The 15,805-nt window shown below is 72.7% G+C and carries 8 protein-coding genes; 4 read left to right on the top strand and 4 right to left on the bottom strand.

From position 1 onward, the window contains the following. The first annotated feature begins 424 nt into the window (after positions 1–424). The gene (locus ACH4UK_RS06765; protein WP_398354880.1) at positions 425–5,464 is read left to right on the top strand and encodes an NAD-glutamate dehydrogenase; all 5,040 of its coding nucleotides are present in this window, start codon (positions 425–427) and stop codon (positions 5,462–5,464) included. A gap of 283 nt (positions 5,465–5,747) precedes the next feature. Here the strand turns inward: ACH4UK_RS06765 and ACH4UK_RS06760 are convergent, their stop codons facing one another. Continuing rightward, positions 5,748–6,536 carry an ABC transporter ATP-binding protein gene (locus ACH4UK_RS06760; RefSeq protein WP_398354879.1) on the bottom strand — a complete coding sequence of 263 codons (789 nt, stop codon included), beginning with the start codon at positions 6,534–6,536 and terminating at the stop codon, positions 5,748–5,750. Beyond that, a complete protein-coding gene (locus ACH4UK_RS06755) occupies positions 6,529–7,539 on the bottom strand; it encodes an ABC transporter permease (RefSeq protein WP_398354878.1) in 1,011 nt (336 codons plus the stop codon). Before ACH4UK_RS06755 ends, ACH4UK_RS06760 begins: the two co-directional genes overlap by 8 nt. 157 nt (positions 7,540–7,696) lie before the next feature. On the opposite strand from ACH4UK_RS06755, the gene ACH4UK_RS06750 reads away from it, so the two are divergent. Beyond that, the gene (locus ACH4UK_RS06750) at positions 7,697–8,308 is read left to right on the top strand and encodes a TetR/AcrR family transcriptional regulator (RefSeq protein ID WP_398354876.1); all 612 of its coding nucleotides are present in this window, start codon (positions 7,697–7,699) and stop codon (positions 8,306–8,308) included. Between the two features lie 18 nt (positions 8,309–8,326). On the opposite strand, the gene ACH4UK_RS06745 is transcribed toward ACH4UK_RS06750, so the two are convergent. Beyond that, a complete protein-coding gene (locus tag ACH4UK_RS06745; RefSeq protein ID WP_398354875.1) occupies positions 8,327–9,535 on the bottom strand; it encodes a hypothetical protein in 1,209 nt (402 codons plus the stop codon). A gap of 3 nt (positions 9,536–9,538) precedes the next feature. Beyond that, positions 9,539–13,576, bottom strand: coding sequence for a CDP-glycerol glycerophosphotransferase family protein (locus ACH4UK_RS06740; protein WP_398354874.1), 4,038 nt, complete (start codon positions 13,574–13,576; stop codon positions 9,539–9,541). 101 nt (positions 13,577–13,677) lie between these two features. On the opposite strand from ACH4UK_RS06740, the gene ACH4UK_RS06735 reads away from it, so the two are divergent. Both ACH4UK_RS06735 and ACH4UK_RS06730 read left to right on the top strand, forming a co-directional pair. Continuing rightward, entirely contained in the window at positions 13,678–14,862 is a 1,185-nt protein-coding gene (locus tag ACH4UK_RS06735; RefSeq protein ID WP_398354873.1) for a CDP-glycerol glycerophosphotransferase family protein, read from the top strand. A 143-nt stretch (positions 14,863–15,005) separates the two neighbouring features. After that, a complete protein-coding gene (locus ACH4UK_RS06730) occupies positions 15,006–15,785 on the top strand; it encodes a methyltransferase domain-containing protein (RefSeq protein WP_398354872.1) in 780 nt (259 codons plus the stop codon). The last annotated feature ends 20 nt before the right edge of the window (positions 15,786–15,805 follow it).

Here is a 15,805-nt window from a genome sequence, read left to right as displayed (position 1 = left end):
CTGCCAGGGGTCCTTCGGCGGCCCTCTGGTGGCCTGATTTCGTACTGTTGGGACAGATTGCCCCGGTTTTGAGAGTTCATCAAGGCGGCGCGGCGCACTGTCCAGAGTGTCAAAGTTCGGGGGGTTCTTTTGTACACAAGCAGCTCATGACGCGGTGGGGTGCGGGGGCGATAGCCTGGTGCCGTGATCAGCGCGATACGCCTCGGGGGCAGCGAAGCCCCCGACCGCCGCCCGGAGTGCCACCGCACCCGGGCGATCCGCGATCTCCCGACTCCGGACCGGATCCCGCCGAAAATGGCCAGAATGGTCCCGGGTATCTCTCGAAGCGGCATAGCGTCGACCCAGACCGGAAACCTCGCGTCGTGGCGTTACGTCGCTTTTCTCACCTACGTCACGCAATGGCGCGCGACAGGAGCCAGAGGACATGCAGACCAAGCTGGACGAAGCCAAGGCCGAGCTGCTCGCAGGGGCCGCCAAGGTAGCTGACAACGGTCCGGGCGGTGGTGTCGGTGGCCCGGGAGGTGCCCCCCGGGCGCGGGTTGCCGCTGCCGGGGCCGACGAGAGCGCCCGTCCCGGTCAGGACACGGTGCTCGCCTACCTCCAGCGCTACTACCTGCATACGGCTCCGGAGGACCTCAGCGGCCGGGACCCGGTCGATGTGTTCGGCGCCGCCGCCTCGCACTACCGGCTGGCCGAGAACCGTCCACAGGGCACCGCGAACGTCCGCGTGCACACCCCGACCGTCGAGGAGAACGGCTGGACCTGCAGCCACTCCGTCGTCGAGGTCGTCACCGACGACATGCCCTTCCTGGTGGACTCCGTCACCAACGAGCTGTCCCGGCAGGGTCGCGGCATCCATGTCGTGATCCACCCGCAGGTCACCGTCCGCCGCGATGTCACCGGCAAGCTCATCGAGGTCCTCTCCGGCGGCCCCGGCACCCCGAAGACCGCCAAGGGCCGCAAGAACGCCAAGGACCAGAAGGCCGAGCTGCCGCACGACGCGCTCGTCGAGTCCTGGATCCACGTCGAGATCGACCGCGAGACCGACCGCGCCGACCTCCAGCAGATCACCGCCGACCTGCTGCGCGTCCTGTCCGACGTGCGGGAGACCGTCGAGGACTGGGGGAAGATGCGCGACGCCGCCCTCCGGATCGCCGATGACCTGCCCGGCGAACCGCTGGACGACCTCGCCGACGAGGAGGTCGAGGAGGCCCGCGAGCTGCTGCGCTGGCTGGCCGCCGACCACTTCACCTTCCTCGGCTACCGCGAGTACGAGCTCAAGGACAGCGACGCGCTCGCCGCCGTGCCCGGCACCGGACTCGGCATCCTGCGCTCGGACCCGCAGCACAGCGAGGACGAGGCCCACCCGGTCAGCCCGTCCTTCGACCGGCTGCCCGCCGACGCCCGCGCCAAGGCCCGCGAGCACAAGCTCCTCGTCCTGACGAAGGCCAACAGCCGGGCCACCGTGCACCGCCCCAGCTACCTCGACTACGTCGGCGTGAAGAAGTTCGACGCCAAGGGCAACGTCGTCGGCGAGCGGCGCTTCCTCGGGCTGTTCTCCTCCGCCGCCTACACCGAGTCCGTGCGCCGGGTGCCCGTCATCCGCCGCAAGGTCGCCGAGGTCGTCGAGGGCGCGGGCTTCTCGTACAACAGCCACGACGGCCGCGACCTGCTCCAGATCCTGGAGACCTACCCGCGCGACGAGCTGTTCCAGACGCCCGTCGACCAGCTCCGCTCCGTGGTGACCTCCGTCCTCTACCTCCAGGAGCGCCGCCGGCTGCGGCTCTACCTGCGCCAGGACGAGTACGGGCGCTACTACTCCGCGATCGTCTACCTCCCGCGCGACCGCTACACCACCGGCGTGCGCGTGCGGCTGATCGACATCCTCAAGGAGGAGCTCGGCGGCAACAGCGTCGACTTCACCGCCTGGAACACCGAGTCGATCCTCTCCCGGCTGCACTTCGTCATCCGGGTCCCGGCCGGCACCGAGCTGGCCCATCTCACGGACGCCGACGCCGACCGCATCGAGGCCCGTCTCGTCGAGGCCGCCCGCTCCTGGGCCGACGGCTTCCAGGAGGCGCTCACCGCCGAGCTGGGCGAGGAGCGCGGCGCCGAACTGCAGCGCCACTACGGCCACTCGTTCCCCGAGGGTTACAAGGCCGACCACTCGCCGCGCGCCGCCGTGGCCGACCTGGTCCACCTGGAGACCCTCAAGCAGGGCGAGAAGGACTTCGCCCTCAGCCTGTACGAGCCGGTCGGCGCGGGCCCCGGCGAGCGCCGCTTCAAGATCTACCGGACCGGCGAGCAGGTCTCCCTGTCCGCCGTCCTCCCGGCGCTCCAGCAGCTCGGCGTCGAGGTCGTCGACGAGCGCCCGTACGAGCTGCGCTGCGCGGACCGTACCCACGCCTGGATCTACGACTTCGGGCTGCGGATGCCCCTGGCCAACGGCAACGGCGGCTATCTCGCCGACGACGCCCGCGCCCGCTTCCAGGAGGCCTTCGCCGCCGTCTGGAAGGGCGAGGCGGAGAACGACGGCTTCAACACGCTGGTCCTCGGCGCCGGGCTGAACTGGCGGCAGGCCATGGTGCTGCGCGCCTACGCGAAGTACCTGCGGCAGGCCGGATCGACCTTCAGCCAGGACTACATGGAGTCCACGCTCCGCAACAACGTCCACACCACCCGGCTGCTCGTCTCGCTCTTCGAGGCCCGGATGTCGCCCGGCCGCCAGAGCGCCGGCACGGAGCTGACCGACGGGCTCCTGGAGGAGCTGGACGGGGCCCTGGACCAGGTCGCCTCGCTGGACGAGGACCGGATCCTGCGGTCCTTCCTCACCGTCATCAAGGCCACCCTGCGCACCAACTTCTTCCAGAGCGCGAGCGAGGGAAGCGGCAAGGGGGACCGGCGCCCGGAGGGCGGCACGCCGCACTCCTACGTCTCGATGAAGTTCGACCCGCAGGCCATCCCGGACCTGCCCGCACCCCGGCCCGCGTACGAGATCTGGGTCTACTCGCCGCGTGTGGAGGGCGTCCACCTGCGCTTCGGCAAGGTCGCCCGCGGCGGGCTGCGCTGGTCGGACCGGCGCGAGGACTTCCGTACGGAGGTGCTCGGCCTGGTCAAGGCGCAGATGGTGAAGAACACCGTCATCGTCCCGGTCGGCGCCAAGGGCGGCTTCGTCGCCAAGCAGCTCCCGGACCCGTCCGTGGACCGCGACGCCTGGTTCGCCGAGGGCATCGCCGCCTACCGCACGTTCATCTCGGCGCTGCTCGACATCACCGACAACATGGTGGCCGGCGAGGTCGTGCCGCCTGTCGACGTCGTCCGTCACGACGAGGACGACACCTACCTCGTCGTCGCCGCCGACAAGGGCACCGCGAGCTTCTCCGACATCGCCAACGAGGTCGCCGTCGCGTACGGCTTCTGGCTCGGCGACGCGTTCGCCTCCGGCGGCTCGGCGGGCTACGACCACAAGGGCATGGGCATCACCGCCCGGGGCGCCTGGGAGTCCGTCAAGCGGCACTTCCGGGAGCTGGGCCACGACACCCAGACCGAGGACTTCACCGTCGTCGGCGTCGGCGACATGTCCGGCGACGTGTTCGGCAACGGCATGCTGCTCTCCGAGCACATCCGCCTCGTCGCCGCCTTCGACCACCGGCACATCGTCATCGACCCGAACCCCGACGCCGCCACCTCGTACGCCGAGCGGCGCCGGCTGTTCGACCTGCCCCGCAGCTCCTGGGCCGACTACGACGCGGGCCTGCTCTCCGCGGGCGGCGGAATCCACCCGCGCAGCGCCAAGTCGATCCCTCTCAACACCCACATCCGCGAGGCGCTCGGCATCGACGCGTCGGTGGCCAAGATGACGCCCGCCGACCTGATGCAGACGATCCTCAAGGCCCCCGTCGACCTGGTGTGGAACGGCGGCATCGGCACGTACATCAAGGCCGTCTCCGAATCGAACGCCGACGTCGGCGACAAGGCCAACGACGCGATCCGCGTCAACGGCGAGGACCTGCGGGCCAAGGTCGTCGGAGAGGGCGGCAACCTCGGCGCCACCCAGCTCGGCCGGATCGAGTTCGCCCGCAGCGGCGGCCGGATCAACACCGACGCGATCGACAACAGCGCCGGGGTGGACACCTCCGACCACGAGGTGAACATCAAGATCCTGCTCAACGGGCTGGTCCGGGACGGCGACATGACCGTCAAGCAGCGCAACAAGCTGCTCGCCGACATGACCGACGAGGTCGGCGCGCTCGTCCTGCGCAACAACTACGCACAGAACGTCGCGCTCTCCAACGCCTCCGCCCAGGCCCCCTCCCTGCTCCACGCCCAGCAGCGCTTCATGCGCCGCCTGGAGCGCGACGGCGCTCTCGACCGGGCGCTGGAGTTCCTGCCCGCCGACCGGCACATCCGGGAGCTGCTGAACAGCGACAAGGGGCTGAGCCAGCCGGAGCTGGCGGTGCTGATCGCGTACACCAAGATCACGACGGCGGACGAGCTGATCTCCACCGTCCTGCCGGACGACCCGCACCTGCAGAAGCTGGTGCACGCCTACTTCCCGAGCGAGCTGCGCGAGCGGTTCCCCGAGGCGGTCGACGGGCACGCGCTGCGCCGCGAGATCATCACGACGGTCCTGGTCAACGACACGGTCAACACCGCCGGTTCGACCTTCCTGCACCGGCTGCGCGAGGAGACCGGGGCGTCGATCGAGGAGATCGTGCGGGCCCAGTTCGCGGCCCGTGAGATCTTCGGCCTGTCCCGGGTCTGGGACGCCGTGGAGGCACTCGACAACAATGTCGCCGCCGATGTCCAGACCCGGATCCGGCTGCACTCGCGGCGGCTGGTCGAGCGCGGTTCGCGCTGGCTGCTGGGCAACCGCCCGCAGCCCGTCGCCATCGCGGAGACCATCGAGAGCTTCCGGGACGGTGTCGCGCGGGTCTGGGACGAGCTGCCCAAGCTGGTCAGGGGCGCGGACCTGGACTGGTACCACTCGATCCTGGACGAGCTCACCTCGGCGGGCGTCCCGGACGAGCTGGCGGCCCGGGTGGCCGGGTTCTCCTCCGCCTTCCCGGCGCTGGACATCGTGGCCATCGCCGACCGTACGGGCCAGGACCCGCTGGAGGTCGCCGAGGTCTACTACGACCTCGCGGACCGGCTGCGGATCACCCAGCTGATGGACCGGATCATCGACCTGCCGCGGGCCGACCGCTGGCAGTCCATGGCCCGTGCCTCCATCCGCGAGGACCTGTACGCGGCACATGCCGCGCTCACGTCGGACGTGCTGAGCGTGGGGAACGGGTCCGCCACTCCGGAGGAGCGGTTCCGGGCGTGGGAGGAGAAGAACGCGGCGATCCTGGCTCGGTCGCGCTCCACGCTGGAGGAGATCCAGGGGTCGGACGCGTTCGACCTGGCGAATCTGTCGGTGGCCATGCGGACGATGCGGACGCTGTTGCGTACGCACGCCTAGGGGGTCTTGTACGTCTGGGGGGCCGGCGCCACGTCTGTGGTGCCGGCCCCTTGGGCGTTCGGTGCCGCCTTTCCCGGCGGAGGGCTTTGTCCTCAAGCGCCGGACGGGCTGTGAAGACGTCCTCAAGCGCCGGACGGGCTGGAAGGATGTCCTCAAGCGCCGGACGGGCTGGGTTTGCGCGGGTGGGCTGAGAGGTGTCGGGCGGCTTCTGCCGAGGCGTCGTCCTCAAGCGCCGGACGGGCTGGGTTTGGCCGGACGGGCTGGATAGGGCGGGCCGGGACGGCTACTTGCGCTTCGTGAAGGCCTCGTACGCTGCCACCACGTCCTTCGCCGGGCCGTCCATGCGCAGCGTGCCCGCCTCCAGCCACAGGGCGCGGTCGCAGGTCTCGGTGATCGATCTGTTGCTGTGGCTGACCAGGAACACCGTGCCCGCCTCGGCGCGCAGCTCCTTGATGCGGTCCTTGCTGCGGCGCTGGAACTTCGCGTCGCCCGTGGACAGCGCCTCGTCGATCAGGAGTACGTCGTGGTTCTTGGCCGCCGCGATGGAGAAGCGGAGCCGGGCGCCCATGCCCGAGGAGTACGTGCGCATCGGCAGCGTGATGAAGTCGCCCTTCTCGTTGATGCCGGAGAAGTCGACGATCTCGTCGTAGCGTTCGCGGATCTGCTCGCGCGTCATGCCCATCGCGAGTCCGCCCAGCACCACGTTGCGCTCGCCGGTCAGATCGCCCATCAGCGCCGCGTTCACCCCGAGCAGGGAGGGCTGGCCCTGGGTGTGGACCTGGCCCCGGGTCGGCGGCAGCAGGCCCGCGATCGCCTTCAGCAGCGTCGACTTGCCCGAGCCGTTGGAGCCGATCAGCCCGATCGCCTCGCCCTTGTACGCGGCGAAGTTGACGCCCCTCACGGCGTGCACCTTGCGGGCGCCGGGGGTCGCGCGGCGGGTGGTGAGCCGGCTGAGCGCCGAGGTGGCGCTGCCCCTGCCCGTACGGGCGCCGTGCACCGTGTACGTGATGTGGACGTCGTCCACGACCACGGTGGGGACCCCCGGGTCGGCGGAATTCCTGAGCTCAGCCACGTCCGTACGTCTCCTCGGCCTGCCAGAAGTACACGAATCCGGCCACCCCGCACACCAGCGCCCAGCCGGCCGAGGCCGCCCAGGCGTACGGCGGCAACTGCGTCCAGGCGTAGCTGTCGATGAGCGCGTACCGCATGAGGTTGATGGAGAGCGCCGCCGGGTTGTACTCCAGCAGCACCGTCACCGCGTGCGGCACCCGGTCGCCGGCCAGCAGATGGTCCAGGCTCCACATGACGCCGGAGGAGTACATCCAGGTCCGCAGCACGAAGGGTGTCAGCTGGGCGATGTCCGGGGTCTGCGCGGTCAGCCGGGCCACGGCCATCGACAACCCGGTGTTGAACACCGCCTGGAGGGCGAGCGCCGGGACGGCCAGCAGCCAGGACGGGCGCGGGTACTGGCCGAACGCCAGCAGGATCAGGGTCAGCGCACCCAGCGAGAACAGCAGCTGCTGCAACTGCTGGAGGGCCAGCGCCACCGGCAGCGAGGCGCGCGGGAAGTGCAGGGCCCGCACCAGGCCGATGTTGCCGCTGATCGCCCGTGTGCCCGCGGTGATCGAGCTGCTGGTGAAGGTCCAGATGAACACCCCGGTGACCAGGAACGGGACGAAGTCCTCCACCCCGTGCTTGGTGTTCATCAGGACGCCGAAGATGAAGTAGTAGACCGTCGCGTTGAGCAGCGGGGTCATGACCTGCCAGACCTGCCCGAGCTTGGCCTGGCTGTACTGCGCGGTCAGCTTGGCGGTGGCGAACGCCGTGATGAAGTGCCGGCGGCCCCAGAGCCGGCGGATGTACGCGCCGAGCGTCGGCCGCGCCCCGCTGACGGTCAGACCGTGCCGGGCGGCGAGCGCGGCCAGCTCGCCGGGAGCGTAGACGGGAGCGTAGACGGGAGCGGAGACAGGGGCGGGGGCGGGGGCGGTGGAAGGGGCGGAGCGGTCCGGGGCGGGAGTGGAACCGGTGGGAGGTGCGGTGTCCGCCGGGGGCGGCGGAGCTGCTGTCTGGCTCACCACGATCGCTTTCGACGCAGGCGGGAGAGAGGGGGGAACGATACGGTCCCGTAGGGACGCCCTCGTTGGGACGGAACCGTATCGTCGTAACGCCGAGAGTAGGACGCTTCTACGTCGCAACGCAACCGTTTCGTCGCGGCCGACTATCATGCGGGCCATGACCACCGAACGGGGAACCCGCCGCCGCGCCCCCGCAGGCGCCGCCGTCCTGCGTGAGGACGTGACGGACGCCATCCGCGCCGCCGTCTTCGAGGAGCTCGCCGCGGTGGGGTTCGCCCGGATGTCCATCGAGGGCATCGCCCGGCGCGCGGGCGTCGGCAAGACCGCCGTCTACCGCCGCTGGAAGTCCAAGCTGGCGCTCGTCCTCGACCTGGTCGCGGCCGTCGCCGCCCAGGGGATGCCCGCCCCGGCCACCGGTTCGCTGTACGGGGACGTGCGCGCCGTCCTCGAACTGGCCGCCTACGCCCTGCGCCACCCGGTCGCCTCCCAGGTCATTCCGGACCTGCTGGTCGAGGCGGCACGCAATCCGGAGATCTCCGAGGCGATCAAGGCCGCGCTCCTGGACCAGCAGAAGGGCGTCGCCGTCGTCGTCGTACGGGAGGCGGTGGCCCGGGGCGAACTGCCCGAGGGCAGCGATCCCGACCGGGCGCTCGACCTGATCGTGGGACCGCTGTACTGGCGGCTCGTCGTGGTCCGCGGCGAACTGCCGAAGGGCTACCTGGACGATCTGGCCGCCTCGGCGGTCGCCGCACTCCGGCACTCCGGCTGACCCCCTACGCGTACGGGATCAGCCGCCGCCCACCCGCGCCAGCACCTCGCCCGTGCGCGGGCTGAACGTCAGCACCGTCGCGTTCTCGGGCAGCCGCTGGAAGCGGGTCAGCAGCAGCCATCGCACCCCGTACCGGGTGGTGATCCCGTCCCGCCGGGCCTGCGGGGTCGACACGTCGAGATAGGCGGCCACCGCCCGGCTCCGGTCCCGCCGCTCGGTGGTCGCGAGCCCCGCGTCCGGCAGCGCGTCGGCCAGTACGTACGCCCCGTGCCCGGCCAGCGCGTACATCGCCGGGCGGCTGTCCGTCAGGACCACCTCGCCCGGGGGCACGTACGCGGTCGCCCAGGCGTACGGTTCCCCGGCCGCCCGCACCCCCGCGGCCGCCGGGGGCCCCGTGGTCCGGCCGGCGGCGGGGGTGCGCGGTGCGGTGAGCCCGTTGTAGTACGGCCACAGCGCCGCCACGGCCACCGCGCACACGACGGCGAACGCCCACCGCCACACGGCCGGCCGGATCCGGGTCCGGGTCCGGACCGCGATCAGGGCGAGGCACCCGATCGCCGCGCCGAGCGCCGTCGGCGGGTGGACCAGCAGGACGAGCCCGAGCAGCACGCCGATCCCGGCCGCCTCCGGCCACCGGGGCGTCCGGCCGGGCTTCGGATCACCGGGGCGGGCGGTCCGGGCGGCCGCGTGACCGGTCCACGCCCACAGATGGAGGGTGACCGCGACCGCGAACGTGCTCGGCGCGCTCCAGCGGGCCGGGTCCGCCCAGTGGATCAGGGCCAGCGGTGCCAGCACGAGGACCGGCACCCAGCGGTTCGGGGTCAGCAGCCGGGTGAGCCGGCCGATCCCGGTGAGCAGGAGCAGCAGGTTCACCGACGCGGCCAGCGCGACGACGGACGGGCCCAGGAGCCCGGTGGCACGGGCGGCCAGACCCTGGAGCAGCGCGTACGGGGAGTAGTGCGCGCTCGCGACGGCGGGCAGGTCGGTCATCGGGAACGCCGGGTGCAGCAGGTTCACCCGCAGCCGTTCGACGATCGCGGCCTGGAGCCCGGCCTCGCAGCACAGCGGGGCCTGCCAGGCCGCCGCCGACAGCACGGCCCACAGCAGGCCGCCCAGCACGAGGTACGGCGACGGCAGCCACAGGGGCGGCCGGACCGCCCCGTCGCCTTCGGCCACGGCGGGCGGTAGGTCGGATGACGGGGCGGAGGCAGCGGAGAAGAGGGGCACACCTCATGGGTTCCGTGCGGCGGGCCCGCTCTCCCGGCCGCCACTCGTCCGGGGGATTCCGGCCTCCCCCTGCGCCGGGTCCGCCAGCAGCCGGTCCGCGACCCGGGCCGCCGCGCCGCCGTCGTCCAGGTCGCAGTAGTCGCGGCGGAAGCCCTCGTACGCGTCGGCGTGCCGCGCCGCCAGCGCCTCCGTGTCGCGCAGTGCCTGGGCCACCTCGTCCGTCGTGACCAGCAGCGGCCCCGGGGCCCGGGTCTCGAAGTCCAGGCAGAAGCCGCGCACGGTGTCGCGGTAGTGCTCCAGGTCGTAGGTGTGGAAGAGCATCGGCCGGCCCGTCAGTGCGAAGTCGAACATCAGCCCCGCGTAGTCCGTCACCAGGACGTCCGCGATCAACAGCAGCTCCGCGGCCCCCGGGTGCCCGGACACGTCGAGCACGCCGGGCCCGTCCTGGGGGCCACCGGTGACCCGGGGGTGCCGCCGGACCAGCACCGTGTGGCCGGGGCCGAGCGTCCGGGCCAGCGCGTGCGGGTCGAGCGCCGGGTCCCAGCGGTACGGGCCAGGGGCCGTGCGGTCGGCGGACGCGGCCGGGGGGTGGGCCAGGTGGTCGCGGTAGGTCGGGGCGTAGAGCACGAGGCGGTGGTCGTCCGGCAGCCCGAGCCCGCGCCGCACCTCCCCGGCGGCCTTGTCCCGGTCGGGCGGGAACAGCACGTCGTTGGCGGGCGACCCGGCCTCCAGCACCTCGCCCCCGTACCCGAGCGACCGGCGCAGCCACGGGGTGGCGAAGCGGCTCGGGGAGACCAGCACCGACCACTGGGCCGACCGCTGCGGCAGGGTGGCGAGGTGCTGGTGGTCGGCGTAGAGGGTGTCCGCCAGGCCCCCGCCGAACCGGCCGAGCGGGGTGCCGTGCCAGGTCTGCACGACCGTCTGCCCCGGACGCCGCTCGAACCACGCGGGCAGCTGCCCGTCCGTGACGATCCGGCGGGAGCGGGCCAGCGCCTCGTACCAGGCGGCGCTGTGCGCGGGGACGGCCCGCGCGCCGGGCGGGACGTGGGTGGTGCGGCCGGGGGCGGTGCCGGTGACCCACAGGTGTTCGGCCTCCGTGCCCCGGCGCACGAGCTCGGCGTGCACGGCGCGCGGGGAGTCGCCGCCCGCGTAGAGGACGGTGTCGCGGAGGGGGAGCGCCGTGCGCCGGTCGCGGTAGTGCGCGGCGCGCAGGAGCCGTCTGCCGTACGCGCCCCGCCCGGCGGCCGGCAGGTCCGGCCCCGCGAGCACGGACAGCCGGTCGCCGTGCCGCCGCTCCAGACGCAGCGCGTCGTCACCGCAGGGCAGCTGCGCGGCGGCGGAGCCGAGGACGCGTACGGGGCGGCCGTCCAGGCGGATGTCCCACCGGCCCTCGGGGAGCGGCGGGGAGATCAGGGCGGAGAACCGGCCGGGTGCGGGGGCGGGGGCCGCCGCGTTCGGGGTCGGGTCCGGGGTCGGGGTCGGGGCCGGAGGCTCGTGCGCGACGGTGTCGGCGTCGTGCACGCCGTCATCTGCGACGTGCGCGACGGCATCTCCGACGTGCACGCCGGTGTCCCCGACGTTCACGCCGTCATCTGCGACGTTCACGACGGCATCCGCGACCGGGAGCGTCTCGTGCAGCGTCTCGTGGCGCAGGACGAGACGGTTGCCGGACGACGCAGACGCGGTCCCCGGCGCGGGCGGAACGTACGCCCCCGAGACGCGCAGGCCACCCTCGGGCGTGCGCTCCACCCGGTCCGCGTACGGGGGCCCCGCCAGGTCCAGCACCAGGTCGCCCGCCGGGTCCGCGCACGCGGGCGGCGGCAGGTCCGGGGCGGCGGGCAGCGGGACGCGGGAGCCGTCGGCGAGCAGCAGCCGCACCCGCCACCGCGCCCCGCCCGCCGCCTCGACCTCGCGGGGGGCCCGGTGCGGGGCGGGCGGAACAGCGGCGAGTACGGCGACCGGCACCCGCACGGTGAACACGACCCCGTCGGGCCGGCGCCGCCCGTCCGGGCGGGGCTCCCCGTCCGTGCAGGGCCCTCCGTCCGTGCCCGGCGACCTGTTCGTGCCGGACCTCCTGTCCGTTCCGGGCCTCCCGCCCGTTCCGGGCTCCCCGTCCGGGCCGGGCGGCCTGTTCGGGCCGGGCTCGCGGTTTGCCTCGCGTGCGTCGTTGGCCCCGGGCTCCCCGTCCGGCCCGCGCGTCTCTTCCGGCCCGGAGCCACTGCCCGTACCGGGCCTCCCGCCCGGCCTGCGTGCTCGGTTCGCCCCGCACGCCCCTTCCGCCCCGGGCTCCTCGTCCGCCCCGCGTGCCCCTCCCGCCTCATCCACGTCCATGTCCGCGTCCGCGTCCGTGCCGATGTCCCCGCCGGCCGTCGCATACGTCACCGGGTAGGAGCGCTCCTCGTCCCCGTCGCGCGTCAGCAGCAGTGCCGTGGGCCTGCTTCCGGCGAAGTGCCGGCCCGTGAGTTCCAGCGGGGCCCCCTCCGCTTTGACGGGGCGGTGGCCTTCGATCAGGGCCCGTGGCCGGGACACGGTCAGCCGGAGCCGGCCGCCCCGGTGGTCGAGCACCGCCCGTCGGCCGTCGGCCAGGTCGTGCACCAGCGGCTGGTCCGCGCCCGCGTCCGCCGCGCGCACCGCCACCCGGCGGACCGTTCCGGGCCCCGCCAGGACCAGGCCGATCAGCCAGCCGCTCCCCGCCGTCGCGGGCAGCCGGTCGGGGTCGAGGACCATCTCGAAGCCCGCGTGGTCGTAACCGTGCAGCTCCTGGCCGGAGTTCACCGTTGCCTCGGGCGCGGACACGACACGTACCGGCACCGGCCGTACCTGTCGGCCCCGCTCCGCCCGGACCATCCCCACCGTGAGCCGCTGCCGGGGGGAGGCGGCGGGGAGGTTGCGCAGGTACGCGTACCCGCGCAGCCGCAGCTTCCCGTCCGCGCCCCAGTGCGCCTCCAGCAGCCGCGCGACCGCAGGAATGTCCGTGCGCGCGAGCCGGGCGCTCGCGCCGTGCACGCCGGGGTACACGGCCCGCCGCAGTCCCGGGGGGCCCTCGACGGCGAACGTGCCCGCCCCGTTGGCCCGTTCGAAGGCGAGGACCGCCAGCAGTTCCGTCAGGCGTCGCTCCCGCACCAGCTTCCACTTGATGCGCAGCTCCACCGGCAGCCCCTCCAGCGCCCCGGGTCCCGCCCGGTCGACGAAGGCCCCGGCTCCCTCCAGGAACGCCGCCCGGTACGCCGTGCCGCCCATCGGCAGGCCGTCCAGGAAGTACCCGAAGTCGTCGCGCAGACAGGACGCGTCGTACGCCCGCCGCTGCGCCGCGTCCCGGCCGCCCAGGAACGCGCTGACCTGCTCGCACGCGGCGATCCGGTCCCTCACACCGGTGACGTCCGTGCGCCGCCGGGTGATCGAGCCCTCCCGCACCCGCCAGTAGTAGACGTGCTCGTGCAGGACGTCGACGGACCCGGCGAGGTGGTGCGCGGGAATCATCACCGGGGTGTCCTCGTACAACTTGCCCTCGGGGAAGGCGAAAGCGTGCGCGTCCCAGAAAGAGCGCCGGAACACCTTGTTCCACGCCACCCGGTCGGCCAGCAGACGTGGGTCCCGGGTGATGTGGGTGCGGGGACGGGTGGCGGTCAGCCAGCGGTACTGCCAGGCCTGTTGCCGCCCCTGCCCGGTCAGCCGCCACACATTGCCGGTCACCAGATCGGAGCCGGTCGACTCCAGCGAGGCCGTCATCCGCTCGTACGCGTCGTGCACGACGATGTCGTCGCTGTCGGCGAACGCGAGGTAGGGGACGGTGGGGGTGGTGTGCCGGACACCGGTGTTGCGCGCGGCGCTCAGACCGGCGTTCTTCTGCCGGACCAGCCGGAAGCGGTCGTCCCGCGCGGCGAACTCGGCGGCGATCCGGGCGCTGCCGTCCGTCGAACCGTCGTCGACCATGACCACCTCGGTCGCTTCGAGGCTCTGTTCCGCCACCGACCGCAGGCAGTCCTCAAGGTAGGCCTCGACGTTGTGGACGGGGACGACGACGCTGAGGAGTGGCTTCATGTCCTGGTCAACAGGGGGCGGGTCCCGGGGTCACCGGCGCTGACCCGAACGGGTGAACGCGGGCCACCGGCCGGCCGGGCCCGCGATTACGCTCGGCTGCCATGCCCACCAGAGCTTCCGCGAAGCGGTTCGTCCGCAGGCAGGCCATGCGGGCCGCCTACCGCATCGACCTGCGCCGCCCGCTCGACCCGAACCTCGCCGTCTACGGGGCCTACTGGAACCGGGGCGTCGCCTGCAATCCTGCCGCCCTGCACGCCAAGGCCCGTGAACTGGTCCCGCACATCCGGGGCGTGTGGGCCGTCTCCTCGCGCCATCGCGACCGGATGCCGAGCGGGGTGCCGTACGTCATCGAGGGCTCGCGGCCCTACTGGCGGGCCATGGCCACGGCCACCTACCTGGTCAACAACTCCAGCTTTCCCGGCGGTTTCACCAAACGGCCCGGTCAGCGCTATCTCCAGACCCACCACGGGACCCCGCTCAAGACCATGGGGCTCGACCAGCGCGCGTACCCCGCCCTCGCCCGTAAGACCGACTTCGGCAAGATCCTCGCCCACGTCCGCCAGTGGGACTTCAGCCTCTCCGCCAACCCGCACAGCACCGAGGTCTGGGACCGCGTCTACCCGTCTCCCGGTGACCGCCCCTACGAACGGCTCGACCTCGGATACCCGCGCAACGACGTCTACTTCACCGCCATCGCCGCGGACATCGCGAAGATCCGCGCCGGACTGGGCATCGCCGAGGGGCAGACCGCCCTGCTCTACGCCCCGACCCACCGCGACTACCGCACCGGCTTCGTCCCCGACCTCGACCCGGAGCGACTGGCGCAGCAACTGGGCTCGGGTTATGTCGTGTTGGTCCGCGCCCACTACTTCTACGGGCGTTCCGCCGGGGTCGGCGCGACGGGGGCGGGGCGGGTCGTGGACGTCACCGGCCACCCCCGGGTCGAGGAACTCTGCCTGGCCGCAGACGCGTTGATCGCCGACTACTCCTCCCTGATCTTCGACTACGCCTGCCTGGACCGCCCGATCGTCGTCCACGCCCCCGACTGGGCCGCCTACCGGGCCGCGCGCGGCACCTACTTCGACCTGCTCTCCGGGCGGCCCGGCGACACCCCCGGCACCGTCACCGCCACCCCGGACGAACTGGCCGACGCGTTCCGGACGGGGCAGTGGCGGTCACCGGAGGCGGCCGCGCTGCGCGCCGCGTTCCGGGAGCGGTTCTGCCCGTACGACGACGGGCACGCGGCGGAACGCGTCGTACGGCGGTTCTTCGCGCCGTCCCTGTGACGCCCGGCCGGGCTCGTGCCGTCCCTGTATCGCGGGGGCCCGTCACCCGGATGGCCCAAGGCGGCCTCCTCGTGCCGATTCCTCCGCCCCGCGCCGTCGTTGTGCCCAACAGCTCGCTCACCCCGCCATCTTGGGAGACGTCCATGCACCGGTCCGCCTACGAGCAGATGGAACTCTGCATCAAGGAGTATCTGCCGGTCGAAGGGCCCGCAGGCGAAGCCGCCTCCGGCCGGTACCGCGTCGTCGACCTAGGATCGCGCATCTCCGGCAAGCAGACCCGTACCCACCGGGCACTGCTCGCCGGGCACCCCATCGACTACTTCGGGGTCGACGTGCAGGACGGCCCCAACGTGGACGCGGTGATGACGAAGCCGTACCGCATCCCCGCCCGCTCCAACAGCGCCGATGTCGTCCTGTCCGGGCAGGCGTTCGAGCACATCCCGTTCTTCTGGGCGTCGATGCTGGAGATCGCCCGGATCCTGAAGCCCGGCGGGCACGCGTTCATCACCGCCCCCTCGCGCGGCCACGTTCACGACGCCCAGGACTGCTGGCGCTACTACCCCGACGGCTTCCGAGCGCTGGCCGCGCACTCCCGGCTCGAACTGCGCGAGGCCTACACCGATTTCCCGCCGCGGAAGGGGATCTGGCACGACTACCGGGCCATCGACAAGAAGGCCGCTTACTGGGGCGACTCCGTCGGCGTCTTCCGCAAGCCGCAGCGCTACCCCCGCCTGACGATGTTCGCCGTACGGGAGCTGGCGGTGTGGTGGGCCAACCGGGTCGGCGGCGTGGACGGCGTCCCGCTGCCCCGGCCGGTGGACGGCCGCGAACGGTGCGGCAGGGCCGAGCCCGCACCCGCCCCCGTACCCGAGCAGACGCCCGCACCGGAACAGGCCCCCGTGCGTGCCGAGTCGGCGGGCTGAGCCATGAGCGGGACCCGTGG

Source organism: Streptomyces sp. NPDC020884, assembly GCF_044333935.1.
Lineage (GTDB): Bacteria > Actinomycetota > Actinomycetes > Streptomycetales > Streptomycetaceae > Streptomyces.
Note: the sequence above shows the minus strand (reverse complement) of the source record. Positions and strands in the feature narration are given on the sequence as shown.

What these genes read in the sequence shown, in the direction of transcription:
- ACH4UK_RS06730 (WP_398354872.1), top strand. Translation starts at nt 15,006, where the DNA reads ATGCACCGGTCCGCCTACGAGCAGATGGAACTCTGCATCAAGGAGTAT.
- ACH4UK_RS06765 (WP_398354880.1), top strand. Translation starts at nt 425, where the DNA reads ATGCAGACCAAGCTGGACGAAGCCAAGGCCGAGCTGCTCGCAGGGGCC.
- ACH4UK_RS06735 (WP_398354873.1), top strand. Translation starts at nt 13,678, where the DNA reads ATGCCCACCAGAGCTTCCGCGAAGCGGTTCGTCCGCAGGCAGGCCATG.
- ACH4UK_RS06740 (WP_398354874.1), bottom strand. Translation starts at nt 13,576, where the DNA reads ATGAAGCCACTCCTCAGCGTCGTCGTCCCCGTCCACAACGTCGAGGCC.
- ACH4UK_RS06750 (WP_398354876.1), top strand. Translation starts at nt 7,697, where the DNA reads ATGACCACCGAACGGGGAACCCGCCGCCGCGCCCCCGCAGGCGCCGCC.